We start from the raw sequence: 25808 nt of genomic DNA, 5'->3' as shown, positions 1-25808 counted from the left end.
GGCTGCTAGCTTCCGGCTCCGTCGAAGTACTTCTTCGACCCGGGGCAGGTCTCGATGAACTGCAGCTCGCCGGCGGTTGCCGGGTCCAGCTCCGCCGCGGCGGGATGGACCTTGACGAGCTGTTCCTTTTTGTCGAAGACGGCGGCCGTGATGTCCTGCTGCAGCTGCTCATCCATTTGCTTGGAGGCCACGAGGACGTTCGGCGATGCCACGACCGGGACCGCCGTGTCCTGGCCCTCGTAGGTGCCGGCGGGGATGTCGTCCTCGACGTAGTACGTGCCGTACTTCTCGGCCAGCGGTGCCGCATACTCGCCGATCGGGATGAGGACCATGTCGCCGTCCGCGGCGAGGTCGATCAGTGCGCCCGTGGGCAGGCCGCCGGACCAGAAGCCGGCGTCGATGGTGCCGTCGCGCAGGGCCGCCACGGTCTCGGCGACGCCGAGCTGGCGCCGGTCGATGTCCTTCTTGGGGTCGAGGCCTGCGGCTTCGAGGGTGCGGACCGCGGCCACCTCGGTGGCGGAGCCCGGTGCGCCGACCGAGACGACCTTGCCCTTCATGTCCTCGACGCTCTTGATCCCGGTGTCCTTGACGGTCACCGGCTGCAGGAAGTTGTGGTAGACGTTGCCGAGCGAGCAGACGTCGAGGGGATCGCCCTCGAAATCGCCGACGCCTTCGACGGCGTCGGCCGCCACGTCGCCCACGGAGAACGCGAGCTGCGCCGCGCCGCTCTTGATGAGCAGCATGTTGTCGACGGAGGCATTGGTCTCCTGGACGGTGGCATCGTAGCCGTCGACGTTTTCGCGGATGACGGTGGCGAACCCGCCGCCCAACGGATAGTAGACGCCGCCCGTGCCGCCGGTGGCGATCGACAGCGTGCCGCCGCTGCCGTCCACGGCGCCGCCGCCGCCTTCCGCGGCGGGGCTGCCGCAGGCGCTGAGGAACAGCGCGGGAATGACGGCTGCGGCGGCGAGGCGGCGCGCGCGGCGGGCCTTGGTCGAGATGCTGGGCATGGTTTTCTCCCTTTGCTGGTGCGGGTGCTGCTGCAAGTGATGGGTCGGTCTGAGCGGTTGGGCCTATTCGTCCGGGGCTGGGATATCACCGGCGGCGAGCAGCCCGGCGAGGGTCCGGTAGTACCCCACCAGCACCGTCAGCTCGGTGATTCCGGAGTGGCCGAGCTGCTGCAGGGCCAGGGCATGGGTCCGGTCGGACACGCCGGCCTCGGCGAGCAGTTCGCGGGTGAGCAGCAGTGCCGCGGCCTCGCGGTCGCTGGCGGTGTCCGGCACCGTGCCAATGCGGACCTGGCCGAGTTCGGCGTCCGTCACACCCACGCTGCGGGCCACTCGACTGTGCGCGTACCACTCGTAGCCGGCATCCAGCGCGGCCGCGACGGCGCAGACGGCGAGTTCGCGCGTGCGGTCGGGGAGGGTGCCGCCGAAGCGGAGTGCCGCCCCCAAGTGCTGCACCGCCTGGCCGATGGCGGGAGCGTGCAGGAGAGCGTTGAACGGTCCGGCCAGCGTGCCGTCGTCGTGCCGGATCCGGAAGGGCCCGCCGGCGCGCGGCGGCGCGGTGATCTCCTCGTACAGGCTGCGCTGCTCCGCATCCATGGCAGCCGGCCGCAGCAGCGGAAAGCGGTCAGACAAGGGTCCGCCCTCCGTCCACATACATGACGTGGCCTGTTACGAAGGCGGCCTGGTCGGAGGCCAGGAAAAGGACCGGGCCGGTGAGGTCATCGACCGAACCGAGCCGGCCGGCCGGGACCAGCGAGGTGTAGTGCTCGCGCACGCCCGGCTTGTCCAGGTGCGTCCGCGTGAGGTCCGTTTCGGTGTAGCCGGGCGCGATGGCGTTGACCGTGACGCCGCGGGGCGCCCACTCGCGGGCCATCACGCGCAGCAGTTGGTTGATGCCGCCCTTGCTCGCCGCATACGGGCCGTGCTCCGGGTGGGCCAGCAGCCCCGACACCGAGGAGCAATACACCTGCCGGCCCCACCCGGCGTCGACCATGTGCCGTCCTGCGGCGCGGCCGAGGCGGAAGACGCTGGAAAGGTTGATGCCGACGATGCGGTCCCAGTCGTCGTCGGAAGTGTCCAGGACCGGGACGCGCTGGTTGACGCCGACGGCGTGGACCAGGATGTCCAGCCCGCCGAGGGCGCCGGCAGCGCGGGCGACCGCGTCGTCGCAGCCGGCGGTGGTGGAGAAATCCGTGACCAGCGGGTGCTCCTGCCCGGCGAGCCGGGCCGGGTCCCGATCAGCGACGGCGACCCTGGCACCCGCGGCAGTGAACGCCGCCGCGCAGGCCGTTCCGATGCCCCCGCCGCCGGCGACCAGCACGCGCCGGTCCGCCAGGCCCAGCCAGTTCTCCACGGCATTCCCCTTTGACTACAGCGGGTCCGACGGGTGGGCCGTGCTTCGGCACATCCCGTTCCTCGATGACATTGGAGACTGTATACAAAATTGCCGCAAACTGTAACCCCCGTCACATAAACGTTTAGCAACGCCTTCATTCCACGGTGGCATGGAGGCCTTGTGGGCATACGAAGCGCGGGCGGGCCCGCGGTGCCGGTGGGGAAGGGGCTGGCGGGAGGGCTACTGCCGCTCGAGGAAGGCCCGCAACGCGTCGACGGCATGGTCGCGGTGCTGGTCGAGGTTCTTGACCAGCCGCCCGGCGTCCCGGTCGGCGAACGCCTCGATGATGAGGTTGTGCTCTTCTTCCACGCGCTGCCGGTTGGCCGGGACGCCGTAGTAGATGAAGCGGTACGTATCGGTGGCGTCCCAGAGGACCTGGATGAGCCGCTCGAGCCGGGGCATCCGGGCGCCCGAGAGCAGCACGAAGTGGAAGCGCCGGTTTGCTTCGGTCATGGCCAGGATGTCGGCGGCCTCGGCGGCGCGTTCCACCTCGCCGGCAGCCTCCTTCATCGCCTCGAGGACCTCGTCTCCGGCCCGTTCGACGGCGGCGTGCGCGGCTTCGGTTTCCAGCAGTTGCCGGATGCGGTACACCTCGAGCAGGTCTTCGAGGGACAGCCGGGCGACCTTGAAGCCGCGGTGCGGCTCGTAGACGATCTGGCCCTCACCCTCCAGGATCTTGAAGGCCTCGCGGAGGGGCACGCGGCTGACTCCGAGCCGGTCCGCGAGGGCGTCCTGCCGGAGCGGCTGGCCCGGCTCGAGCTCCCCGGCGATGATCATGCGCCGCAGCTCCGCCAGTACGAAAGCCTGCGCCGTGGGAGGACGCTTATGCGGCGTCTCTGCCATGGTGCCCTCCCCTGGAGTCCGTCTACGCGATGTCGCTAACTGTAGTCGAACGCGGCGCCGGGACTCCGGACAGTCCGGGCGGCGACCCCTTCCAACCTGCGCGGACAGGGCCGCTGCCGGCGTCGGCAACGGCCCCTTCCGTGCGGTAACTTAGGGGGCGGGAGCCGCCGCGCTTCCGATGGCCGTTGCCTGCTGTGCGGCGGTGGTTTTCCCGCGCGGGATCAGCAGGATGGCCACCAGGCCGAGGGCGGCGGCCAGCAGGAAGGCGTAGAAGTTCCACTCGAAGCTCAGATTCGAGTCGAGAATCATGCCTACCAGAAGCGGGGCCACGACTGCCCCGAGCCGGCCAATGCCCAAGGTGATGCCGACGGCCGTGCCCCGGGTCCACGCCGGGAAGTAGGCGGCTGCATAGCCGTTGACCAAGATCTGGGTGCCGATCGACCCGAGTCCGGCCAGGGCCACGAATACGTACAGCAGGCCGGCGCTCGGCTGCAGGCTGAGCCCAACGAGGGTGGCGACCGCAGCGAGGAATGCCAGGGTCACCGCGATCCGGGAGCCAACCCGGTCCGCCAGGGCGGCCGAGCAGATGGTGCCCAGGACGGCACCGAGGTTGAGGACCAGCAGGAAGCTGATCGACGACCCGAGCGGGTAGCCTGCCGAGCGCATGATCTGCGGCAGCCAGGTGTTCAGTCCGTAGACCAGCAGCAGGCCGGCGAAGGAGGCGGTGGAGAAGAGCGCCAGGGGACGGAGCCGCCGGGGGCCGAGCAGGTAGCGGAACGCGCCGGTCCGCCCGGCCTCCTGCTCCCGGCCGGTCGACGCCAGCTCGATGCCGTAGGTTCGGGACAGCTCCTCCGCCCGCCCGGTCTGGCCGCGCCGGGCAAGGTAGCTCATGGACTCGGGAAGGTACTTCGCGATCACCGGAACGAGGAGGATTCCCGGAACGGCTCCGAAGGCGATCAGCCACCGGAATCCCAGAGGCTGGACCAGGATGAGGGCTAGGAGCGCGGCGAGCACCCCGCCGACCGAATAGCCGACGAACATCATCGCGTTGTAGAACTGTTTCCGGTTGGCCGGCGCGTATTCGACGGTCAGGGCGATCGCCGTCGGCATGACGCCGCCGAGTCCCAACCCGGCCAGCAGGCGAAGCAGCCCGAACAGCTCAGGGGTGGGAGCGAGGGCGCTCAGCAGGGTCATGGCGCTGAACCAGATGGTGCTCGCCATGAAGACCCGGCGCCGCCCGAAGATATCCGAGAGCGTACCGACCAGCAGCGCGCCTACGAGCATGCCGAAGGTGGTGAGGCTGCCGATGATGCCCACCTCACTGGGGCCAAGTCCCCACTGCGGGAACTCCAGTAGCACCGGGACGATGGCTCCGAAGATCATCAGGTCATAGCCGTCGAGGACGATGACGGCAAAGCACAAAGCGACCACGAGCAGCGGACTGCGCCGCTTCAAGGTGGCAGGAAGATTAGTCATGGTAAACCGTTCTGGTTGGGAAGGTAGGCAGGCCGCGGCCGGGAGGCCGCCTCTGGCGTCGGAGTTCAGGTGGCGACGGCGGGGCTTGCCGGGACCTGGTCATCGGCCCTGAATGCGTGGATCCAGTCCAGGTGCCGGTCGAAGGCGCCGGGGGCGGCCAGCCGTGCGTTGCGTTCCTGCGCGCGCGCACCGTCGGGCAGGTGGAGCATCTCTCCGACGGTCACGGACGCATCGACGACCTTGCGGGTGCGGAAGCGGCGGCGCTCTTCGTATTCCGTGCGTGCGCGGTCCCAGTCCGTGGATCCGGAGAGCAGGTCGGACAGGACGATGGCGTCCTCGATGGACTGGTTCGCGCCTTGGCCGTGGTGGGGCACGGTGGCATGGGCGGCGTCACCCAGCAGGGTCACCCGGCCTTGCGACCAGCGGGTGAGCGGAGGTCGGTAGAAGAGGGCCCACTGTTCGTGGACGGGAACGGCCGAGATCATCTCGACGACGGCCGGCGCCCAGTGCGCGAACGGCTCAATGTGCTTCTTGTCTTCGGCCGGCACCACCCAGCCCTTCTCGGCCCACGGCACGGACTCGCGCTTGACGAGGAAGAAGTTCTGGTCGCCGTTGCCGATCGGGTAATGCAGCAGATGCCCTCCCGGGCCCATCCAGAACTGGATGGCCTCCGGATCCGGCAAGGACGGCAGCAGCTCCGGGGCAACGATGCCGCGGGCGGCGGTGCAGCCCGAATAGCGTGCGTCGTCGTAACCCAGCAACAGCCTGCGGGTCAGGGACCGGGCTCCGTCCGCCCCGATGACCAGGTCGGCTTCGGCCTCGTCACCGTCCGCGAACGTCAGGCGCGCGGCCGGGCCCGCGTCGTCAATGCCGGTCATCCGCTTGCTGAGATGCAGGCTGGCCGGGTCGAGGGCGCCGAAGAGCACGGCCTGCAGGTCAGCTCGATGGATGCCCGCGTACGGAGCCCCATAGCGGCGGCGGTACTCCTCACGGGACGAGAGTCGGGAGATCTGTTCGCCGGTGCGCCCGTCGCGGAAGATCAGCCCGTCGACCTCCGCCCATTTATCGCCCAACTGTGCCGCCATGCCAAACCGGTCCATGTAGAACCGGGTGGCGTTGGCCGACAGTGCGACGGCGGCTCCTACCTCCTTGAGGACGGGGGTCTGTTCGTAGATCCGGACGTCCAGGCCCTTGCGCTGCAGGTCGATTGCAAGGGTCAGGCCGCCGATCCCCGCGCCGATGATGGCAATCCGCTTGGGCATGGTGAAGGCTCCTTCTGGTTGGCTGACCTCGAGCCTATGCAGCGACTGTGAGGCAGCGCACTACACAGATGTGCGAATATGGGACGGTTCATGCCGACACAGTGTCCATATGGAGGAGCGGCCTCATGTCTGCTGCGGCTGGGTTGGATGATGCCCTGCAGGATCTATCGGAGGCCGCCGGGCGCCGCTTGGCGGTGCTGGACTGGACCATGGCCGTGGTCGGCTACTCCATCCACGAGGTGGAGGAGGACCGGCGCCGGCTCTCGCTGCTCCTGGCCCATTCCGGCGGGTGGGAGCCGCCGGGACCCACGGGTGGTCCGTACGTCGAAATGGCCCTGCCCCCGCTCGGGCGCTGCCTGCTGGTTCCGCTCACGGACCATCGACGGCTGGTCGGGTTCCTGTTGACCGTTGTCGACGACACGCCGCTCGGCGAGGGAGTGCTTCCCATCCTGTTGCAGGGCTCATCGGGGCTGGGCGTGCTGCTCTCCCTGCGGTTGCTGTATGAGGAGCATGACCGCTCCCGGGCCCGCGAGCTGCTGATCCGTGCCACCGGAGCCGACCCGGTGGAGCGGCGGGCGGCGGCAGAGGTCCTGGTCGCCGAGCGCCATGTGGGCGCGGCATTGCAGTACACGGCCGTGGCCATGGACGGGGACCCGCGCCCCGGGCGCCCATCAGGCCGCGCAGCGCTCGCGGTGCAGACGACTCTGGATTTCGTGGCCCGATCCTCGACGGCCTCCGTCGTGGGCACCACCCTTGATGACGGCACCGGTGTGCTGATCTTCCCGCGGCCCGTGGTCAAGGAGCGCCTGGCCCGGATCCTCGCCGGCCCCAAGCTTGGCCAGGTGCGCGCCGGGATCGGGCCGGTGGTCGGCCGGCTGGATGAAGTGCACCATTCACTCGCGCTGGCCCGCAGGGCTCTTCGGGTGGCATGGCTGGCGCCCGGAGATCACGGACCCGCGCTGGCCTGGGACGATGCGGGGCTGGACGGGCTGCTGGCGCTGCTGCCCCTGGAGAGGATGACCATAGACGACCTGCCCCGCTCAGCGCGAACCCTTCTCGCGGCGGGCCTCTCCTCGGAGACCCTGGCGACGCTGCAGGCCTACCTGGACTGCGGCGGCGATGCGCAGCGCACCGCCCTCACCCTGAGTATTCACCGTTCGACGCTGTACTACCGGCTAGGGAGGGTGCGGTCCGTCCTTGGCGCCGACCTGGGCGACGGGCGGCTGCGGGCTGAACTGCACATGGCTCTGCGCGTACATCAGATGCAAAGGGCACTGCAAACGCAGTGAGCCCTACGGCGCACCGGGCCTACGGTGCACCGGACCTGCTCGCACCGGCCTGCTCATGGGCCGCCTAGGCGGGGAGCGTGGTGCGGTAACACCTCAATAACGCGGGCATTGCTATCCCTGACGGACATCGCGCACTCAGGGGGAGGCACATTATGAGGGGATGCATGCTGCACGGGTCTCGCGATATGGATCCGTCGTGTTAGGGGCGGCGGCCGCCATGCCCGGCTGGGCCTGGTGGGGTGTGGCCTTTGTCCTGTTCACCGGCTATGCAATGTGGCGGGCGCGCCGCCGAATGCGAGCAGGAATCGACGGGACTTCCAGAGGGACAGCCGGCAGTTGGGAAGCACCCGACCACGTGGCCATGGGAGGAGTCTGGTTGAGCCTGCTGTTGCTGGTGATCGGAGCCATTCTTGACTTTGGCAACGTCGATCTCGGGCGGAGCCTGTCTGGCCTCTGAAGCCTCTTCGCCGGGCACATCATGGACTGTTTCTCTGGTCCTGGGCGCCCCCTGATGTTTCCGCCATGCCTACGTGGCTGCTGCCGGCCGGATCCCAGGAGCTTTTGCCATATTGACGGTTGTGCCGGCGGGGCAGAAACTGTTCTCATCCAAGCTGATTGCCCCTTTGGATGGCCAGTATGTTGTTGTCCTCCTGCGGGAACCTGCACCTGGCCCGTGGACTGGCCGGGCCGATAAATCCAGGCCGCAGCCAAGGGGGACTGCCGCCGGGGCGGGCGGACCACACCACTCCGTTTGAAGACGGGCCGTTCCCGGTGGGCCTGCCCGAGTTGATGGACTTCAGGCTGAACTGGCTGCTGGCCCTCTTCCTCGGCGTCTTGGGCGTGGATCGCTTTCACCGTGGCCAGGTGGTCACCGGGATGCTGAAGCTGGCCACCCTCGGCGGTGCCGGGCTCTGGTGGGCTTGGGATCTGCTCGCGGTCGCGACCGGATATGCCGTCGACGGCAGAGGGCATCCGATGAAGGGACGACCCGGCCAGCGGATCCTGGCCATGGGCATCTCCGTGGCGATTATCGCAGGGGCGGGCACCGCCTTCGCAGCGGCTGTGGCACCCGCCGCCCAGGATCTTGTTGCTGCGGCAGGCCGGCTCACGGACTCGGCAGTGCATCCGCCGCGGCCTGTCTGGGAGCCGCTGGCACGGTTCGCGGGGAAGGACGAAGGGCCGACGCGCCCGTTCACGATTGCAGGCGACGCGCTCACTCTCAGGTACACCTTCGACGATGCAGGATTCGTCTACCTGCTTCCCGCGGGGATGGAGAGCGTGCCCGACGGATCGAAACCCGTTATCTCCTCGTTCGACCAGTCAGCCGGAACGATTACCATCGGTGTCCGGCCCGGCGACTACCTGCTCTACGTGCAGTCCCGCAACGGCTGGATGGTCGCAGTCGTCGAGCGTGTCATCCGCTAGGCAGCCAAGTCCGAAAGCGGAGCCGAACCCGGATCTGCCACGTCGGCAGCAGCCCTTCGATCCGGCTGCTGGCGGTGCCTTCGGAGGTGGACGGCTGTTCAGTCCACTGGTTCAAGGACCATGGCCGATCCCCCGCCGCGCCTGCGGGGCTCAGCGGCGGCGATGGTGCTGCCGTCCGACATGAACTCGATGGCGGTCGCCGCACCGATCTCTGCCGCCGAGCTGAATTTGTCTCCGGCCGGGGTGAGCTTGTGGCCATAGGGTGCCAGCTGGTCGCCGTAGGCGTCGATGAACTCCGGCTCGGCGCTGACGTCGGGGGTGTTGCGCTGTGCAGCACGCGGCGCCGCGATCGCGTCCGGGATGTTCATGCCCAGGTCGACGCGGTTCAGGATCGTCTGCAGGACGGTGGTGATGATCGTCGAGCCGCCCGGCGAGCCGAGCGCGAGGAAGGGCTTGCCGTCCTCGAGGATGATGGTCGGAGACATGGAGGAGCGGGGGCGTTTTCCGGGGTCGATCCGGTTCGGGTCGGCGGGGTCGTACACGGTGGAGAAGTCGGTCAGCTCGTTGTTGAGCAGGAAGCCGCGGCCGGGCACCACGATGCCGGATCCGCCGGTCTGTTCGATCGTGAGGGTGTATTCGACCACGTTGCCCCACTTGTCGGAGACCGTGAGGTTGGTCGTCGAGATGTTCTCCGTGTCCCTCTCGCTGGCTGGTGCCGCCGCGGAAGCCGGGCACACGCCGTCGTAATTGGACACGTCGCCGGGTGCGACGGGCTTCCCGGCCGCCCCTTGCGGGTCGATCCGGCATGCGCGTTCCTTGCCGAACAGCGGATCCGTGAGCGCGTCGGCGGGGACGTCGACAAAGGCCGGGTCGCCGACGTACTTGCCGCGGTCCGCGAAGGCAAGCGCGCTGGCCTCAAGATAGTGGTGCAGGGCGCCGGGCGCTGACATCCCGGAGAGATCGAACGGGCCCAGGATGTTCAGCGCCTCGCCGACGGTGGTGCCCCCGCTGCTCGACGGTGCCATGCCGTGGACCTCCAGGCCGCGGTACTCCACATGCGTCGGAGCCTGGTCCAGGGCGCGGTAGGCAGCGAGGTCGTCCGGTGTCATGTGGCCGACCGGCACGGGCAGGGTGGTGGTGGGCGTCTTGGGAGGAACCTGCACCGTGGCCGCGATTTCGGCCGCGAGCGGCCCGCGGTAGAAGGCGGAGGTGCCCTGATTCGCCAGAAGCCGGTACGTCCTGGCGAGGTCGTGGTTGCGGAAGACGCTGCCGACGGCCGGGGCGTCGCCGCCCGGGAGGAAGAGGCTGCTGGTCGAGGTGAATGCTGCGAAGCGCAGCTTGTTGTCAAGGGTCTGCTGGCGGAATGTCTCATCGACCACGAAGCCGCGGGCCGCGACCTCGATGGCCGGTTCTAGGGCGTCGCCCAGGCCAATGGTTCCCCAGCGGTCGAGTGCGCGTTCCCAAGTGGCCGGCGTTCCGGGTACGCCTACGGAGACCCCGCTGGTGACAAGCTCCGGCGTGAAGGGGTAAGGCTTGCCGGTTGCCGGGTCGATGAACGCGTCGTGCGGCATCGCTGCCGGCGCGGTTTCGCGGCCATCGATGGTGCCGATGCTTCCGGTCTCCGCGTCGTAGAACATGAAGTAGCCGCCGCCGCCGATCCCGGCGCTGTACGGTTCGGTCACGCCCAGGGTCGCGGCGGCCGCTACCGCTGCGTCCGCGGCGTTGCCGCCCTCGCGCAGGACTTCAACCGCCGCTGCCGACGCCTCCGGGTCGACGGTACTTACCGCGCCGCCGTAGCCCCTGGCGGTCGGGGTCTTGACAGGGTCCGCCTGGGCGCCGAACGCAGGGCTGGCGGCGACTCCGCTGGTGACGCTCATAACCAGCGCCGCCGCGAAGGCAGCGAACCGACATCTCACGTGTGCCATGGTTGCTCCGCAGTGAGGACGATGCGGGTAGTCGATAGATGCCACGCTACTCCCCGCGGTCCGGCCGCTCAACGTCGCTGCCGCCGGCGTTCCATAGCTTTTTCACAGTTTCGCCACAGTAGGGTCTTATGGCCGGGCCCGACCGTGGAGGTATTGCAGGCAACCTGATAGATCCCATATTCGCACCATCGTGTAGCAACAGCCCGGCCGCCGGTTCCGCTGCGGAATCGCCTGCGGCCGGGGCCGCCGAATAAACGCCCAGCGTCCAGAACGCAGACTTGGGGGAGTCGACATGCGACGTGCAGAATCCGTTCCGAAGCATTTCCGGAACCATCCTCACCGCCGGACCCGGCTGTGGACCGTTGCGCTGTGCGCGGCAATGGTCGGCGGCGTTGCCGCCTGTTCGGGCGACCCGAGGCCGCCAGTGGTCGTGGAAGCCCCACCGGACCCGTCTTTCGTGCGCGAGGTGGTGAGGCCCAGTGGACTGACCCAGCACTTGGAGGCGCTGCAGGCAGCAGCCGATGCGAACGGCGGGAACCGGGCCGATGCGACCGGGGGCTACGAGGAGTCCGCGGCGTACGTCGAGGCGCAGTTGCGCGCGGCCGGGTACGAGCCCCGGCGCCAGGAGTTCAGCTACGGCCGGCGCAACCCGGTGGACGCATTCAACATTCTGGCCGAGACAGGCAGCGGTTCCGGGAGCGTGCTGCTGCTCGGCGCGCACCTGGACTCGGTCGAGGAAGGGCCCGGGCTCAATGACAACGGCAGCGGGGTCGCCGCGGTGCTGGAGGTCGCGCTGCGGCTCGCCGAGGAGGGCGCCGTGCCGCGGGAGCGGATACGGTTCGCGTTCTGGGGCGGCGAGGAGGACGGGATGCACGGCTCGGAACACTACGTGGAGGAACTGTCCCGCCAGGAGGCTGCGGCGCATGTGGCCTACCTGAACGTCGACGTAGTGGGCTCGCCTAACGCGGTGGCGTTCGTGTACGACGGCGACGGTTCGGACAGCGAGGAGGCCGGCCCCGAGGGCTCCGGCACCATCGAACAAGTGCTCCGGGATATCCTGCGCACCGAAGGAGTCGAGGCGCTGCCGTTCGGGTTCATCGAGGATTCGGACTACGACGCGTTCGTGAAGGGCGGCATCCCGGCCGGAGGCCTGTTCACCGGCGACGGGGGGACCAAGAGCGAGGCGGAGGCACGCACGTTCGGCGGGCAGGCCGGGCTGCAGTACGACGAGTGCTACCACCGGGCCTGCGACACCATCGGGAACGTCGACATGGCCGTGCTGGAGCAGATGACCGAGACGCTCATGAGCGCGACGGTGTCGCTCGGCGGCATCGAGGGCGGCCTCGCCGGGCGCGCGGCAACGGAGGGCGCGGGCTGAGCCGCATTCGCACGCGGGTCCTCGGAGGATCAGGATGAACAGGTCGGCGGGCGGGCGACGGATCTGTGAAACCTTCGCCTCAGGCTCCCGGATCGTTGCCCGGCCCCTGCGTGACATCCTGGATGACCTCATTGCGGCGGAGGAACCAGGGTTTGAACGGCGGGTCGAATCGGGCAAACCGCGGCGGCCCCGAGGCCCTCATGCCAGCGGCAGCGATGGCGTCCTGGAGAGTTCGGTTGTGCTTCGCGAAGGCGGAGCCGGATCCGCCGCCGGAGAAGCGAATGGCGGCGGCAGTAGAGCCCGGTACGGTCCGAATCCTGACCAGCGGGTCGGCGGGGACCGGGGCCGAATCTTCGGTCATTCCGGCAGGAAGCACGAACGCGACCAGGTAAGGGCCGTCGTCCGACTTACCTTCGGCGGAAGGGCTGCTCTGAAGGACCGGCGCCGTCATCTGTATCTTCCGGGATTGCGGCGCGGCGCTCTGGATCACGGGAGCGGTCATCGCCAGGGACTGTCGAGCGGTGTTATTGCCGCTGATGTACTTGAAAAGGGGGCGAAAGGCGGCGTTGCCTGCGTGGTCAAAGGACGCGCTGACTTCCACCTCTGCCACTGTGTGCACGGGGTAGCGCCGCAGCTCAAAATCCGCGTATCGCTGCACTAGCTCGTAGGGCTGCTGCTCGGTCATCGCCTCGTACGATACGCTCTTGGACCAGTCGGAAAAAGGGCCACGAGGTCTCTTGACCGCGATACATGAAGCGTGCTTCACTTATCGCACACGGAGGGGAGTACCCCCGAATCGTCCCGTCGTCAGTACGGCCCGTAGCGGCCCGGCGGACAGGCCCCCGGGCCGGGAGAGACCTCCGATCGATTCGATCGGAGGGTTTTTTCATGGATGTACCGTTTTGGATTTGGGCCGCGGTGCTGGCCTTTATCGTGGTGATGCTGGCCATCGACCTGTTCGCGCACCGTCACGCCCACGTGATCGGTGTGCGCGAGGCGGCCCTGTGGTCGGGCGTGTGGGTGGCCTTCGGTGTCGCCTTCGGTGTTTTGGTGTGGATGGGCTGGGGTGCGGAGTTCGGCCAGCAGTACTTCGCCGGATACCTCATCGAAAAGTCGCTCTCGGTGGACAACGTCTTCGTCTGGGCCATCATCTTCAGCTACTTCGCGGTCCCGCGGGAGTTCCAGCACCGTGTCCTGTTTCTGGGCGTGCTCGGTGCGCTCATCTTCCGCGGAATCTTTATCGCCGCGGGCTCCGTGCTGATCCAGAACTTCGCCTGGATTCTGTACGTCTTCGCAGCCTTCCTGCTCTACACCGGGTACCGGATGATCCGGCAACGCAATGATCACCTGAACCCGGAGCAGTCCGTAGTGTTGCGGCTCTTCCGCCGGATGGTTCCTATGACGGGGGCCTACCACGGGCAGAAGCTGCTGGTGCGGCGCCAGGGTGCGCTGCTGGCCACCCCGCTGTTGGCGGTGCTGGTGCTGATCGAGGCCACCGATGTGGTCTTCGCGGTGGATTCGATCCCGGCCATCTTCGCTATCACGGACGAGGTGTTCCTTGTCTTCACTGCCAATGCCTTCGCGATCCTAGGCCTGCGCGCCATGTACTTCCTGCTCGCCGACTTGATCCACCGCTTCATCTACCTCAAGGTGGGACTTGCCTTGGTGCTGATCTGGGTGGGCATCAAAATGTTCCTCAAAATCGACCTGTTCTACATTCCCACCGTCGTCTCGCTGGCAGTGGTTGTCTCCATCATCACGGTCTCGGTCGTGGCCAGTCTCCGCGCCACCCGCGGACAGGGCCGGAAGCCGCTGCCTCATCCGGTCGACCCGCCCTTCCCCATCGCCAGCGCGGAAGAGGACGCTGAACTGGAACCGGTATGGCGGAGCCGCCACGCTGTGGCCACGTCGAATCTGCGAGTTGGCGGTGCAACCGCTGTCGATGACAAGCGGGAGTCAGCCGGGCATGATGGCGGCACGCGATGAGGGCGGATGTCTCCAGCCGCGCGTCGACGCGTCTGCAGTACCCGCGCCGGGCACGAAGATGGTGCGTGTTTCGAAGGACGAACCGCGACTCCCTTCCGGCACACTGGTGAGGATTCTGGTACATGCGAGGGAAGGGCAGCACCCATGGCACGCGCGAACTCCACGAACACGGACGTTGACCGCCCGGACCCGGTCCCGCGACCTCCTTGGACGTTCCTCACTAACCACGGCCACGTTCTCATCGCCGTAGCCAGCAACCCCAACATGCTGGTGCAAAACATCGCTGAGACCGTCGGAATCACACAGCGTGCAACCTTGCATATCCTGGCGGACCTCGAAAAGGCGGGCTATCTCCACCGCCGCAAATCAGGCCGGCGGACTCACTACACGGTCGAAGAGCACGAGCATTTCCGGCACCCTTCAACCGCGCATCAGGAGATCGGCGCGCTGCTGAGCATTTTCGCCGCGACTCAGCCGGAGGAGACAGAGAAGCCCGCCATCCAGCCGCAAGCATGAGTCTTAGAGGATGTCCCTGACGATAGGGCTGGTGCGCTGGCCGGAAGCGCCATCCTGCTGGCCGCTAAATTCCCCAGCATCTTCACAGTTGCGCCTCAGGGCGGATTCATGCTGGTGCCCGAAACTGGATATGTGTCGAGCAACCTGGATGGTGCCGGCCGTCCCGACGACAGTAAAGCAGTACATCCGCCGGCCGGAGCCGACGCGCCATCCGCGGCCGGGGCAGGCATGCCTTCTCCCCCGGACTCCTCCTCCACGCCCCCTGCTGACGAGCAAGCAGGGAGTGGCGGACGTGGGTGGCACATGGTCTCCCTCTGGCAATGGATCATGCTCGTCCTCGTGTTCATCGGCCCGTTGATCGTTTTGGGCATCTACGCGGTCTTCCGCTATTAGCTCTGCCGCTGCCGGGGTCGATGGGCGCGAAAGCCGTCATTGCATGTGCCTTGCTTTTCCGGCCCGCGGCTAGTGCCGGCCGTACTTCGCGTCCCGCCAGGATGTCACGGCGACGGTGATGGCGAGTCCGACGGAGATGATGCCCAGCGGGTTGCACAGTGCAGTCGACATGCCGAGCGCGGATTCACCGGCCAACGCGGACATGGCGGAGCCCCCGTTGTCGCCGAAGTCCGGCACGGTGAAGCCAAAGCCGATGGCCGCCAGCCAGGCCCCGAGCAGCAGGGCGCAGGTCTTCGCGGGTGGGCCGGCAGGACGGCTGCGGAAGGCGTTCGCGGTGGTCTTCACGCCGGCGATGAGCAGCAGGATGAAGAGTGCCGGCCCGAGGCTGTAGCCGAGGATCGCGACCATGGGCCCGGAGACGCCGAAGAGCAGCCGCCCGGCCACCACCCAGAGCGCCACCAGCGTGGCCATCGGGATGCTGGCCACCGCCACCAGCCATTGGAAGGGATTCGCCTTGCGTACGACGGCGGGACGGGACACTGCTTCGGTACTCACCCGTCTACTGTAGGCAGGGATTTGCCGCGCGGCGCCTCTGCCGCGGTTGCCGGACCACCGCCCGGCAACGCGCCCCGCGCAGTCGACGCGCCGCCGTCGTTAGCGGCCTGCCGAGCCCGGCGCACGTGGCTGCGCGCATGCTCCACCGCCGGTTCCAGCTCGGCAAACAGATGCTTGTGGTGGCGCAGCGACTCCAGCATGCCGACCCGCGCGGCAAGCTTGAGGTGCCGCTCCTGGATGCCCTTGATGAGCACGGTGACCCCTCGGCGCTCCAGCGCGGTGACGAGCTCGGCCACCACCCGGGCGCCCGTCGCGTCGAGGATCTGCAGCTGCGACATGCGGATGATGACCACCTGTACGTTGCGGATGGCGCCGACGCGCTCGAGCATCCGTTCCGCCGCGCCGAAGAACAGCGCGCCGTCCAGCCGGAAGAGCGCGATCTGCTCGTCCCCCTCGCGGGCCGGACCGGGGAGCTCCTCGCGGTGCACGCCGCTGGCCTTCGCCAGGGACCGCAGCGCGAAGAACGCCGCCACGATGATGCCGATCTCGACGGCCTGGATCAGGTCGAAGGAGACGGTGATGACGGCCGTCACCACGAAGGTGGCGGTGTCCGCACGGGTGGAGCCGATGACGCTGCGCAGCGCGGCCGGCGAGACCATCCGGAAGGCGGTCACCATCAGCACGCCGGACAGCGCGGCCAGCGGGATCCGGGAGACCGGTCCCGTGGCGAGGTAGACGACGGCGAGCAGCACCAGGGCGTGGACGACGGCGGCGGCGCGGGTCCGGGCGCCGGCCCTGATGTTGACGGCGGTGCGGGCGATCGCGCCCGTGGCGGGCATGCCGCCGAAGAAGCCCGACGCGAGGGAGGCCAGGCCCTGGCCGACCAGCTCGCGGTCCGCGTCGTAGGGGCCGGTGTCCGAGATGGAGGCGGCGACCCGGGCGGAAAGCAGCGATTCGATGGCGGCCAGCGCGGCAATGGTCAGCGCCGGGCCGAGCAGGGTCATGGCCAGGGCCGGGTCCACGAAGGGCAGGGACGGCGCGGGCAGCGAGGCCGGCAGCTCGCCGATCCGGGTGACGGGCAGGCCGGCCAGTTCGGCGAGCAGCGTGGCGACGACGATGCCGATGATGGAGCCGGGCAGCTGCGGGTGGAGCTTCGGGGCCAGGACCATAATGGCGGCGACGACCAGCACCAGCACCACGGGCCAGAACAGCGTAGCGAAGTCCGTGGCCTGCAGCGACTGGAAGGCGGCCACCGCGGCATTGGTGCTCCCGCCCGCGGGCACGCCGAACGCCGCCGGCACCTGCTGCAGGAAGATGATGGCGGCAATGCCGAGGGTGAATCCCTCGATGACGGGCCAGGGAATGTAGCTGACGGCGCGGCCGAGCCGGAGGATGCCGGCGAGGAGCACAATGAGGCCGGCCATGATCGTCACGAGGGCCAGGGACTGGATGCCGTGGGCCGCGATCACCGGCGCGAGCACCACCACCATCGCCCCGGTGGGGCCCGAGACCTGCACATTGGAGCCGCCGAAGACTGCCGCGACGAGGCCGGCCACGATCGCCGTGATCAGCCCGGCGGCGGCGCCAGCGCCGGAACTGACGCCGAAGGCCAGCGCGAGCGGCAGGGCCACGATGCCGACCGTGACGCCGGCGACCAGGTCGTTCTTCCAGGTGCGCCGCAGCGGCACAAAATCCTCGGGGCCGGGCAGCAGTTGGCGGGCGGCGCCCAGCGGGCTCACGGCTGCGTCCCCTCGGTTCCGGTGCCCATTGCCGGAGCCTCCGCCGCCGGCGCCATGGACAGCTCGAGGTTTTTCTGCGTCGTCTCCAGCACCTGCGTCAGGAAGCTCCTGGCCACGGCCAGCAGTTCAGCGACCTGCGGGTAGGCCAGGCTGTAGAAGACCTGCAGCCCCCGGCGCTCGGCCACGACCAGGTGATGCCGGCGGAGGACACCCAGGTGCTGCGAGATGTTCGAGGCCTCCTGGCCGGTTCCGGCGATCAGGTCGGTGACCGAAACCGAGGGCGCCGCGGCGAGCAGCTCGAGCAGCCGGATCCGGATGGGGTGGGCCAGGCCCTTGAACAGGTTTGCTTTGACCTCGTACAGCGGGGCGTGGAAGTTCGGGAGATCGGGCACGGCGGATCGGCTTTCGTGATTCAGTAATTTAGATTTTCATCATATAGCCGATCAGAAGCTGCCGGGTAGGGGCGGGTAGAAGTCAGGACCTTGGTCCCGTCCGGGGACGCGCGGAGGCCTGTTCGTGCCGCCCGGACCCGGCTGTCCAGCCGTTCAGCAGCCAACCCGTGGCCGCCGCGGGGCTATCGCTGCACGTCCGGGGCCATGGCCGACGGCGCGCGGAGACCCTCCGGATCTCCGGCAGGAAGTGTCCGCTCTCCGGTGCGGGTGGCCCCGATTCCTGCGGCGATGACCAGGGCGATGCCGACGACCGCCGCAGGACCGGGAACCTGGCCCAGGAAGACGAGCCCCACGGCGAGGCCGATCGCCGGCTCCAGGCACATCAGGGTGCCGAAGGCGGCCGTGCTCAGCCGCCGCAGTGCCAGCATCTCAAGGCTGAAGGGCACTACGGGCAGCAGCAGCGCCAGTCCGAATCCGGCGAGGAGAAGGGCCAGATCGAGGTGGCCGAAGGTTGACGGGCCCACGGTGATGGTCGCCACGATCGCGGCGACCGGCATCGAAACGGCCAGCGCGTGGATGCCGGCCACCTCATCGCCGGCGCGCTGAGTGAGCAGGATATAGGCCCCCCAGCATGTCGCCGCGCCCAGCGCGAAGAGGACCCCTGGCAGATCCGTCTGCCCGTGCCACGGCTCGGTCAGCGCCAGCACGCCGGCGCCGGCGACCACGGCCCAAAGGCGTGCAGCCCCTTTGCCGCGGGCGACCGCCACCCCGAGCGGACCGAGGAATTCGAGGGCGACTGCCGTTCCCAGCGGAAGCCGTGCCGCGGCAGCCATGAACAGGATGGTCATCCCGGCGGTGGCCACACCCAGCAACATGCACGTGCGCAGGGCACTTGCGCTGAAACGCATCCGCCACGGCCGGGTCAACAGAACCACCAGGACTGCTGCGCAGGCCAGCCGCAGCCACGCGACCCCTCCGGCGCCCACGCGGTCCACGAGGCCGACGGAGACCGCGAGGCCCAGTTGCACACAGCACATGGAGGCACCGGCCATGATCGTGCCGGTGGCCGTGCGGGATACGGGAAGGGTGGGCGCCATGACATTCAGTAGAGCGTTCGAGCTCGTCCGTGTCCACGTGACGAATGTGTGCATTCCATCCAAAAAATATGAACAATCATTCTGTGGACACCAAGCGCCTCCGTACCTTCCTTGAGCTTTCCCGCAGCGGCTCGATGCGCGAAGTCGCCGACCTCCTCGGCACGAACACCTCGACGGTCTCCCAGCAGATGGCGGTCCTGGCACGCGAAGCCGGCGCCGTACTCTTGGAACCGAGCGGCAGGGGAGTGCGGCTGACCCCGGCCGGCCGGCGCCTGGCCGCCCATGCCGTCACCATCCTGACCGCGGTCGACGCCGCCCGCGCCGATCTCCAGCCCGGTGCCGAGCCGGCGGGCACAGTGCGGGTCGCAGGTTTCGCCACAGCCATCCGCCGCAGCCTCATGCCGATCATCCAGGCGACTGCCGCCAGGCACCCCTCGCTCCAGGTCACCGTGCACGAACACGAACCGGCGGAGGCGATCCAGATGCTGCTCGCCGACGAGGTGGATCTGGCGCTCACCTACGACTACAGCCTGGCCGCCCTGGCCGCCGACCCCCGGCTCGACCTTACGCCGCTCTGGTCCACGCCATGGGGACTGGGCGTCCCGCTGGATGCCGCCGGCCACGGTCGGGGTCGCGGGAGCTCGCCGGCCGTCTTCGCCGCCTACCGCGAACGGGACTGGATCGGCAATTCACGTAACCGGGCGGACGCGGACGTGCTGCGGATTATCGGATCCCTCGCGGGCTTCGAGCCCAGGATCCGGCACGAAGCTGACAGCCTGGACCTCGTGGAGGACCTCATCGTCGCGGATATGGGGATCGGCCTGCTGCCCGGAGACCGTAAGCCAGGCCCCGGCGTCGCAATTCTCTCCCTGAACCAGCCCGAAGTCGTGCTGCGCGCCTATGCGCAGACAAGGAAGGGGCGGAGCACCTGGCCCCCGCTGCGCTATGTCCTGGACCGCCTCATCGAATCTTCGGAGGGGTAGGTTCGAAGACCGGAACAGGATCAGAATGACCGTGCCGGGACATAGGCCGAGGGCCCGCCGGCGGCAGCTGCCGGCGGGCCCTCGACCCGTTTTGCGGGTCCTTGCGGCGGGGTCACATGATGCCCGTCGGCACCAGCATGGCCCAGGCCAGCGCGGGTGCGGCCAGCACGACGGCTCCGGCGTAGACCATCAGCTGGCGGTAGACGCGCTGGCGATCGTCCTCTCGGGCATTGGCGACCACGAGCGCGCCGTCCGTGGAGAACGGGGAGACATCGACAACGGTGGCGGCGATGGCAAGTGCCGCGACCGTTCCGGAGGCGCTGAGCGCGCTGGTGGCCAGGAGCGGTCCGGCCAGCGGGATGAACGCGGTCAGCAGGGCGGTGGAGGAGGCGAAGGCGGAGCCGACGCCGATCACGTAGCAGAGGACCAGTGCGACCAGCAGCGGAGCGCCGAGGGCCAGGGCATGCTCGGCGAGCGTGTCGATCACGCCGACGTGCTGGAGCAGCGAGACGTACGTGATCATGCCCGCGACCAGCAGCACCGTGGACCAGGAGACTCCGCCAATGAACGTTTGGTGTTCTTTGATGTTGACCAGCGCGAGCAGGAGCCCGGCGGAGAGGGCGACGAAGCCGATCGGCATGTGGAAGCCCAGGGTGCAGACCAGCAGGACGGCAATCAGCAGCAGCGTGAGGATCTGCTGCCCGCGGGGACGGACGTGGCCGCTTGTGTCGAGAGCGGCCTGCTGTCCGGGCTGACCGTCCCGCAGCCTGCCCAGGACCGCGAACAGGGCGATGGTCAGGACGGAGAGGATCAGGTTGAGCGCGAAGCTCGCTGCGAAGAGGCCGCCTTGGGAAATCGGGAAGCCGTTTTCCACGGAAATGTCGTGCACCAGCACGCCGGCCACGGACAGCGGGGAAAAGCCTCCGGCGTGGGCGCCGTTGATAATGAAAGCACCCATCAGTACCGGGTGGAGGCGCGACTCGTAGGCGAATCCGATAGCCGCCGGTGCCAGCAGGGCGACAGCAGCCGGGGAGAAGGTTCCGAGCGAAGTCAGCGCCGCCGCGATCAGGAAGAACACCCAAGGCAACAGCATCGTCCTGCCCCTGACCAGGCGCACGAAGGTCTGCACGACGATGTCGATGGTGCCGTTGCGCTGCGCCATGCTGAAGAAGTACGTGACGCCGATGATCGTCATCACGATGCTGGCCGGGAACTCCCCAAGGATCTCCTTGTCGGTCATTCCGAGCATGAAGTAGCCGACGCCGAAGGAGGCGACCAGCCCCATCACGCCGATGTTCAGCGGCCACTTCGTCGCGACGACGAACATCACGACCAGCACGACGAGCGGGATGATCTGTACAGCGCTCATTCTCGTCTCCGGGTCCGTCGCGGGCGCCGGGTTGAGGATGCTACCGCCCAGCAGGAGGGCGGCCAGGCCCAGGACTGCGAGACCGGCCGCCGCTACCAGCAGGATACGGCGACGACGGGCAGCGCGGTCGGGGCGGGGGCTTAAGCCGCTTTCGACGGGGGAGGGGGCGTGGAGGGCAGTCTTGGTCATGGTGGTCTCCTTAGAGAGTGGCTCCGGCGGGGGAGGCCGCGACGACGCTGCCGAGGGCCTCGGGGAGGTGGATGGTGCTGGTGGCGATGGTGCGGGCCGTGCGGTCGACACCCACGAGCAGGCTTCCGTCGTGCTCTTCGCTCCAGGTTTCGATGACGCCGGCGGGGGTGCGTAGCCATAGGGAGGTGCCCTGGTTTCCGCCGGCAATAGCGTGGAGGACAGTGCCGGGGGTGCGGGCGGCCAGCGTCAGGGCGATGCTTCCGGTGATGGCCAGTGCCGGGTGGGGCCTGCCCATGGAGAGCATCATGACGTTGACGTCGCAGGCCGGGTCCTGCAGGGCGGGGGCGGCAACAATCGCGACCTTGGGAATTGCCCGGGCCGCTGCACCGGTGGTGGAGGCCAGCCCCATCCGCACTGCCGCCTGGCGCCTGACCTGCTCAAGCGTGTCCAGATGCCGTTCCACGCCGGCGTGCCAGCCGGCGTACCCCGATAAGTCCAGCCCCAGCTCCTCCGCGCGGACAATCACCACGGGCGCCCCGGCGTCGATCATCGACACGGTCCAGCGGGTTCCTCCGGCGGTAATCGTGTCGGTCGCCGCCCCTGTCGGGAGCAGGGCTCCCGTGGTCTTGCCGGCGGGATCCTGGAAACCGATCCCGATCCCGTAACCCGGGAACGGCACGCCCGGCATCAGGGCATCCGGAGAGCCCGGCAGGGCGCCGCCGGGAGTGGATACGCGCTGGATGATCACCTGGCCGGTGTTGGTGTTGCGGGTGGCGATGCGGGTGACATCCCCGGTGGGGATGACCCAGCCCTTCTCGATGGCGTACAGGCCGACAACTGCCGAGCAGTTCCCGCAGTTGCTGCCCCAGTCCACCACGGCCTCCTCGATGCCTACCTGGGCAAAGGTGAATTCGACGTCGACATCCCCGCCGGCGGGCCGGTGCAGGATCACGGCCTTGCTGGTGGTCGAGGCCGCCCCGCCAACGCCGTCGATCTGCCGGGAGTCGGGGCTGCCGAAAAGCCGAGGCAGCAGCACGTCCAGGCTGGCGCCGGCCTGCTGAAGGTGCTCGGCCTCGAAAACCCAGCACTTGCTGGTGCCTCCGCGCATCCATTCCGCTTCAATCTTCATCGGTTTCCCGCATCTCCTCGTGCTGCAATCCCGGTTTCGGGCCTGAAAAAAGATTGAGCCAGATCACACATTAGGACAATGTCGGGTTTTTGAAGCCGCATGTAGTATTGCTTCAATCACTGTCGAGCCGCACCGCCCGGAGGGTCTCATTTCTAGCCTGGCGCGGCGCCCCTCGGCGTCAGTCCCGAGATGGGGCGGGGCGATTCAAGACATGAACAAAATCCACGGAAGGGTGAAGCTTTGCTACAGGACGGGAGCCAGCCCATGTTCGACATTCGCCGGTTGGCTCTGTTGGTGCAGGTCGTCGAAGCGGGGTCCATCACTGCCGCAGCCGACCTCATGATGTACACGCCGTCGGCCGTTTCCCAGCAGCTGCGCAAACTCGAACAAGAGGTCGGGCAGCCCTTGCTCAACCGCCGCTCCAGAGGCGTCTCGCCCACCGAAGCCGGCCAGGTTCTGGCCGGTCACGCCCGCAGGATCGTCCAACAGATGCAGGCCGCCCATTCCGACCTGGATCAGCTCGCCGGCCTCAAGCGAGGGTCCTTGACCATCGGTACGTTTCCCACACTGGCTGGATCTTTCCTGCCCGTCGTCATCCGCGTCTTCAAGAAGCGTTACCCGGCGGTTAGCCTCTCTGTGCGCAGCGCGCGGTTCGACGAACTCCTGGCAGACCTTCAATCCGGCGTCACCGGACTGTGCCTGCTGTGGGACTATCCCTGGAACCCGTTCCAGGACGAGTCCGTCCGGGTGACTGAGGTCTTCCGTGAAAGCACCGTGATCCTGGTGTCCCGCGGCCATCCCCTGGCTGACCGGGAGCAGGTCAGCATCGAGGAACTGCGCAACGAATCATGGATTGTGCGCGCAGAAGCCCATCCCGTCGTGGAGGTCCTGCAGCGATCCGCCCACGACGCCGGATTCGAACCGGCGATTGGTTTCCTCGCCAATGACTACCAGGAGGCCCAGGCCATGGTCAGCGTCGGAATGGGCGTGGCCATGGTGCCCAAGACCGCGGTGGCACTCCAACACCCCGATGTGAGGGTGCTCAGCCTCGGGCCGGCGGCCCCGTTGCGGCGAATACTGCTGGCACAGCGCCAGGACAAGGTCTACGCTCCCGCCGAGGTGGCGTTCCACTCCACGCTGCTGGAAATCGCCCGTGAGAGGGCCGCCGACTATCTCTAGCCGTGGGGCATGGAGCCCTGCTCGGGCGGGGCGGCTCCCGGCCCTGGCCTTGGGCCCGGAGCCGGAGCAGGCCCCGGCGCTGCCGCGTGTCCCGGGCCGGACCCCGGCACTGAAGCAGGCGCAGGTTCCGGCGACGGGGCCAGCGGATCGATCGGCCCCTGGTCCAGCCGGAACGGCGGATACTCGTCGCGCATGAGGGCCGCGTAGGCAAGGACGCGGTAGACCCACCGGTTGATGCCGAGGATGAGGTCGAACAGCGGACGGCGGTAGATTCCGGTGAAGAGCAGGATAACGGCGGCAATGAAGACCAGCAGCCCGAGCAGGGACGGGCCGTTGACCCGGACGTAGTCGCCGGCGTCGTCGCCCGCCGCCCACCAGACGTAGGTGGAGCCGGTCAGCGCGGCGACCACCAGATAGTGCGGGATAGCCAGCAGCCACCACTTCACCAGCACCAGGCCGTTGGAGAGGCGGTGGGGATACACGACGTCGAACTCCGCCGGATACCAGGCCACCGGTGCCAGGGTGAAGGGCGGGTACCGGTCCGTTCCGAGCGCTGCGTAGGCGTAGAAGGCGACGCGCCAGTTCCAGCGTGCCACGCCGACGCAGAACTGGAAGAGCGAATGCGGGTAGCGGCCGGTGAAGAGGATGGCGAAGCCGGCGGCGATCGTGACAATGCCGAACGCGAACCAGAGGAAGAACAGCAGGATGAAGTGCGGGATGGCCAGCAGCCACTTGACCAGCCACATCCAGCGCGACACGCCGGAGTCGAGCTGGCCGTGGAGCAGGGCCGGGTACGGCATCCCCTCCGGCGGGCGGTAGGTGACATAGGGTGCGCCGCCGGGTGGGGGAGGACCGCTCCAGTATGTCGCGCCCGGCGGGCCGGCGGCCGCGGCCGGAAAGGTCGGCGGATGGTCCGGGTAAGCGGGGCGGTTGGCCGGTCCGGGCGGAAGGCGCCGTCCGAGCCCGGCGGCACCCAGGACAAGCAGCGGCAGGCCGATGAGCAGCAGGATCAGGCCTGCAACCAGCAGGCCGATGGTCAGCGGCCCGAGGAACCCGAGCCGGACCCCGGCGGCGAGGTCCGCGGAGACCGGGCGGCTGCCGTCGGCATTCATCACGACGACGGTCCAGTCCCCGGACTGGAGGTCCCAGCGGATCTGCTGCTGTCCCGTTCCGGCGGCGGAGGCCGTCCAGAAGTCCTGCTCGCCCGGCGGGGCGGGCGTTTCGGTTCCAGGCACGTTGCGGTAGCGGTGGTCGAAACCGACGTCGTTAACCACCGCATGCGCGACGCCCGCCAGATAGGTGTCCACCTGCGCAGTCGGCGCGATGCCGAGGAAGATCTCCCGGTCCGCGCTTGACGCCGCCGCGCGCAGCAGCACGCCGAAGGTGTCGTTGGCCTGCACACCGGGCGGCAGTTCCTCGTCCAGCAGGACGTCCAGCGACTCGCTGACCAACGCGTAGCTATCGGTGGCGAACCTGGACCCGTCGGAGACGAGGTAGCCGTCCTCGTCCTGCGCCGCCTGCACCGCACCCGTGAATGCCGCTCCGGACACCAGCGCGAGGCCGACGAGCGAGAGCAGGATTCCCAGCACGAGCATGACGATGTGACCGGGTTTCATAGCGCTCAACTCCTACGGGCGAGACGGTTACGAGCAGTCTCAGTCCGCCGTCGTGTTCCCGCTAGGGGCAAGCGTCCCCTGTTTGACCTTGGGTCCTGTCAACGGGGCCCCGACGATTCCGCCCGACACCCGGACACCCGGACATCGCGCCGGGCGCCCAACGACTGCACCCGCATGATGCGCCCGTGATCCGGCTCCTGTCCGCCTCCACTAACCCGAGGCTGGTAGCGCCTCGGGCGACGCTAGCCGGCGATGCTCTTCAGGGCTGCCTTGAGCCGGCCGTCGGCGTCGTCGGCCACCTCGCGGACGGCGTCGTTGTCGGCGAGGCGGACCATGGTCTGCGGGTCGATGGTCTCCACGGTGGTCTCTGATGCACCTGGAGCGCGGCGGACGACGACGTTGCATGGCAGCAGCGCGCCCAGTTCGGGCTCGGCCGCGATGCCGCGCTGCGCTAGCTGGGGATTGCAGGCACCGAGGATCACGTAGTCGCCCACCGCGTCGCCGGCATCCTGCCCGAGCTTCTTGCTGAAGGTCGCGCGGACGTCGATTTCGGTAAGGACGCCGAAGCCCTGGTCTGCCAGGGCTTCGCGGGTGCGCTGGACGGCGTCGTCCCAGGCCAGGGGGACGGTGATGGTGTGCGTGTAGGCCATGCTCTTGCCTTTCG

The 25808-nt window shown here is 68.3% G+C and carries 23 protein-coding genes; 7 read left to right on the top strand and 16 right to left on the bottom strand.

Annotated elements, in window-relative coordinates:
* Positions 1-5: 5 nt before the first annotated feature.
* From AHIS1636_RS04935 to AHIS1636_RS04910, 6 genes are all read right to left on the bottom strand, one after another.
* A complete protein-coding gene (locus tag AHIS1636_RS04935; protein WP_264794698.1) occupies positions 6-1010 on the bottom strand; it encodes a TAXI family TRAP transporter solute-binding subunit in 1005 nt (334 codons plus the stop codon).
* Positions 1011-1073: 63 nt separating this feature from the next.
* The gene (locus AHIS1636_RS04930) at positions 1074-1640 is read right to left on the bottom strand and encodes a carboxymuconolactone decarboxylase family protein (RefSeq protein WP_264794697.1); all 567 of its coding nucleotides are present in this window, start codon (positions 1638-1640) and stop codon (positions 1074-1076) included.
* Entirely contained in the window at positions 1633-2361 is a 729-nt protein-coding gene (locus tag AHIS1636_RS04925) for an SDR family NAD(P)-dependent oxidoreductase (protein WP_264794696.1), read from the bottom strand. The genes AHIS1636_RS04930 and AHIS1636_RS04925 overlap by 8 nt, the downstream gene beginning before the upstream one ends.
* Before the next feature lie 222 nt (positions 2362-2583).
* Positions 2584-3246, bottom strand: a complete 663-nt coding sequence (locus AHIS1636_RS04920; protein WP_264794695.1) for a GntR family transcriptional regulator — start codon at positions 3244-3246, stop codon at positions 2584-2586.
* A gap of 150 nt (positions 3247-3396) precedes the next feature.
* Positions 3397-4722 (bottom strand): MFS transporter, encoded by a 1326-nt coding sequence (locus AHIS1636_RS04915; protein ID WP_264794694.1) that lies wholly within the window; start codon positions 4720-4722, stop codon positions 3397-3399.
* 65 nt (positions 4723-4787) lie between these two features.
* Complete coding sequence (locus AHIS1636_RS04910; protein WP_264794693.1) at positions 4788-5984, bottom strand: FAD-dependent monooxygenase; 1197 nt, start codon at positions 5982-5984, stop codon at positions 4788-4790.
* A 125-nt stretch (positions 5985-6109) separates the two neighbouring features.
* Here AHIS1636_RS04910 and AHIS1636_RS04905 point away from each other — a divergent pair, with 125 nt between their 5' ends.
* Together AHIS1636_RS04905 and AHIS1636_RS04900 are read left to right on the top strand one after the other, a co-directional pair.
* Entirely contained in the window at positions 6110-7273 is a 1164-nt protein-coding gene (locus AHIS1636_RS04905) for a PucR family transcriptional regulator (protein WP_264794692.1), read from the top strand.
* A gap of 636 nt (positions 7274-7909) precedes the next feature.
* Positions 7910-8698, top strand: a complete 789-nt coding sequence (locus AHIS1636_RS04900) for a TM2 domain-containing protein (RefSeq protein WP_264794691.1) — start codon at positions 7910-7912, stop codon at positions 8696-8698.
* Between the two features lie 98 nt (positions 8699-8796).
* Here the strand turns inward: AHIS1636_RS04900 and ggt are convergent, their stop codons facing one another.
* Entirely contained in the window at positions 8797-10623 is a 1827-nt protein-coding gene (gene ggt / locus AHIS1636_RS04895; RefSeq protein ID WP_264794690.1) for a gamma-glutamyltransferase, read from the bottom strand.
* A 430-nt stretch (positions 10624-11053) separates the two neighbouring features.
* Between ggt and AHIS1636_RS04890 the strand changes: the two genes are divergently transcribed.
* A complete protein-coding gene (locus tag AHIS1636_RS04890; RefSeq protein ID WP_264794689.1) occupies positions 11054-12001 on the top strand; it encodes a M20/M25/M40 family metallo-hydrolase in 948 nt (315 codons plus the stop codon).
* 79 nt (positions 12002-12080) lie between these two features.
* On the opposite strand, the gene AHIS1636_RS04885 is transcribed toward AHIS1636_RS04890, so the two are convergent.
* A complete protein-coding gene (locus AHIS1636_RS04885) occupies positions 12081-12686 on the bottom strand; it encodes an SOUL family heme-binding protein (protein ID WP_264794688.1) in 606 nt (201 codons plus the stop codon).
* A 203-nt stretch (positions 12687-12889) separates the two neighbouring features.
* Here AHIS1636_RS04885 and AHIS1636_RS04880 point away from each other — a divergent pair, with 203 nt between their 5' ends.
* Positions 12890-13987 carry a TerC family protein gene (locus tag AHIS1636_RS04880; protein ID WP_264794687.1) on the top strand — a complete coding sequence of 366 codons (1098 nt, stop codon included), beginning with the start codon at positions 12890-12892 and terminating at the stop codon, positions 13985-13987.
* 144 nt (positions 13988-14131) lie between these two features.
* Positions 14132-14503 carry a helix-turn-helix transcriptional regulator gene (locus AHIS1636_RS04875; RefSeq protein ID WP_264794686.1) on the top strand — a complete coding sequence of 124 codons (372 nt, stop codon included), beginning with the start codon at positions 14132-14134 and terminating at the stop codon, positions 14501-14503.
* Between the two features lie 462 nt (positions 14504-14965).
* On the opposite strand, the gene AHIS1636_RS04870 is transcribed toward AHIS1636_RS04875, so the two are convergent.
* The 4 genes from AHIS1636_RS04870 to AHIS1636_RS04855 all read right to left on the bottom strand — a co-directional run bounded on the left by AHIS1636_RS04870 (position 14966) and on the right by AHIS1636_RS04855 (position 18679).
* Complete coding sequence (locus AHIS1636_RS04870) at positions 14966-15451, bottom strand: hypothetical protein (RefSeq protein WP_264794685.1); 486 nt, start codon at positions 15449-15451, stop codon at positions 14966-14968.
* Positions 15448-17190, bottom strand: a complete 1743-nt coding sequence (locus AHIS1636_RS04865; RefSeq protein ID WP_264794684.1) for a SulP family inorganic anion transporter — start codon at positions 17188-17190, stop codon at positions 15448-15450. The genes AHIS1636_RS04870 and AHIS1636_RS04865 overlap by 4 nt, the downstream gene beginning before the upstream one ends.
* Complete coding sequence (locus tag AHIS1636_RS04860) at positions 17187-17582, bottom strand: ArsR/SmtB family transcription factor (RefSeq protein ID WP_264794683.1); 396 nt, start codon at positions 17580-17582, stop codon at positions 17187-17189. The genes AHIS1636_RS04865 and AHIS1636_RS04860 overlap by 4 nt, the downstream gene beginning before the upstream one ends.
* Positions 17583-17764: 182 nt before the next feature.
* Positions 17765-18679: an EamA family transporter gene (locus AHIS1636_RS04855; RefSeq protein ID WP_264794682.1), complete on the bottom strand. Its 915-nt coding sequence runs from the start codon at positions 18677-18679 to the stop codon at positions 17765-17767.
* An 83-nt stretch (positions 18680-18762) separates the two neighbouring features.
* Between AHIS1636_RS04855 and AHIS1636_RS04850 the strand changes: the two genes are divergently transcribed.
* A complete protein-coding gene (locus tag AHIS1636_RS04850; protein WP_264794681.1) occupies positions 18763-19662 on the top strand; it encodes a LysR family transcriptional regulator in 900 nt (299 codons plus the stop codon).
* 112 nt (positions 19663-19774) lie between these two features.
* On the opposite strand, the gene AHIS1636_RS04845 is transcribed toward AHIS1636_RS04850, so the two are convergent.
* Complete coding sequence (locus AHIS1636_RS04845) at positions 19775-21220, bottom strand: SLC13 family permease (protein ID WP_264794680.1); 1446 nt, start codon at positions 21218-21220, stop codon at positions 19775-19777.
* 10 nt (positions 21221-21230) lie between these two features.
* A complete protein-coding gene (locus AHIS1636_RS04840) occupies positions 21231-22349 on the bottom strand; it encodes a PrpF domain-containing protein (RefSeq protein ID WP_264794679.1) in 1119 nt (372 codons plus the stop codon).
* A 264-nt stretch (positions 22350-22613) separates the two neighbouring features.
* Here AHIS1636_RS04840 and AHIS1636_RS04835 point away from each other — a divergent pair, with 264 nt between their 5' ends.
* Positions 22614-23528 (top strand): LysR family transcriptional regulator, encoded by a 915-nt coding sequence (locus AHIS1636_RS04835; protein ID WP_264794678.1) that lies wholly within the window; start codon positions 22614-22616, stop codon positions 23526-23528.
* Here the strand turns inward: AHIS1636_RS04835 and AHIS1636_RS04830 are convergent.
* Both AHIS1636_RS04830 and AHIS1636_RS04825 read right to left on the bottom strand, forming a co-directional pair.
* Positions 23525-25144, bottom strand: a complete 1620-nt coding sequence (locus AHIS1636_RS04830; RefSeq protein WP_264794677.1) for a DUF4389 domain-containing protein — start codon at positions 25142-25144, stop codon at positions 23525-23527. The genes AHIS1636_RS04835 and AHIS1636_RS04830 overlap by 4 nt on opposite strands.
* A 242-nt stretch (positions 25145-25386) precedes the next feature.
* Positions 25387-25794 carry a DUF302 domain-containing protein gene (locus tag AHIS1636_RS04825; protein ID WP_264794676.1) on the bottom strand — a complete coding sequence of 136 codons (408 nt, stop codon included), beginning with the start codon at positions 25792-25794 and terminating at the stop codon, positions 25387-25389.
* Between the last annotated feature and the right edge of the window lie 14 nt (positions 25795-25808).

Source organism: Arthrobacter mangrovi (assembly GCF_026011795.1).
Taxonomy (GTDB): Bacteria; Actinomycetota; Actinomycetes; order Actinomycetales; family Micrococcaceae; genus Crystallibacter; species Crystallibacter mangrovi.
This window is presented reverse-complemented; position numbering and strand designations above follow the sequence as displayed.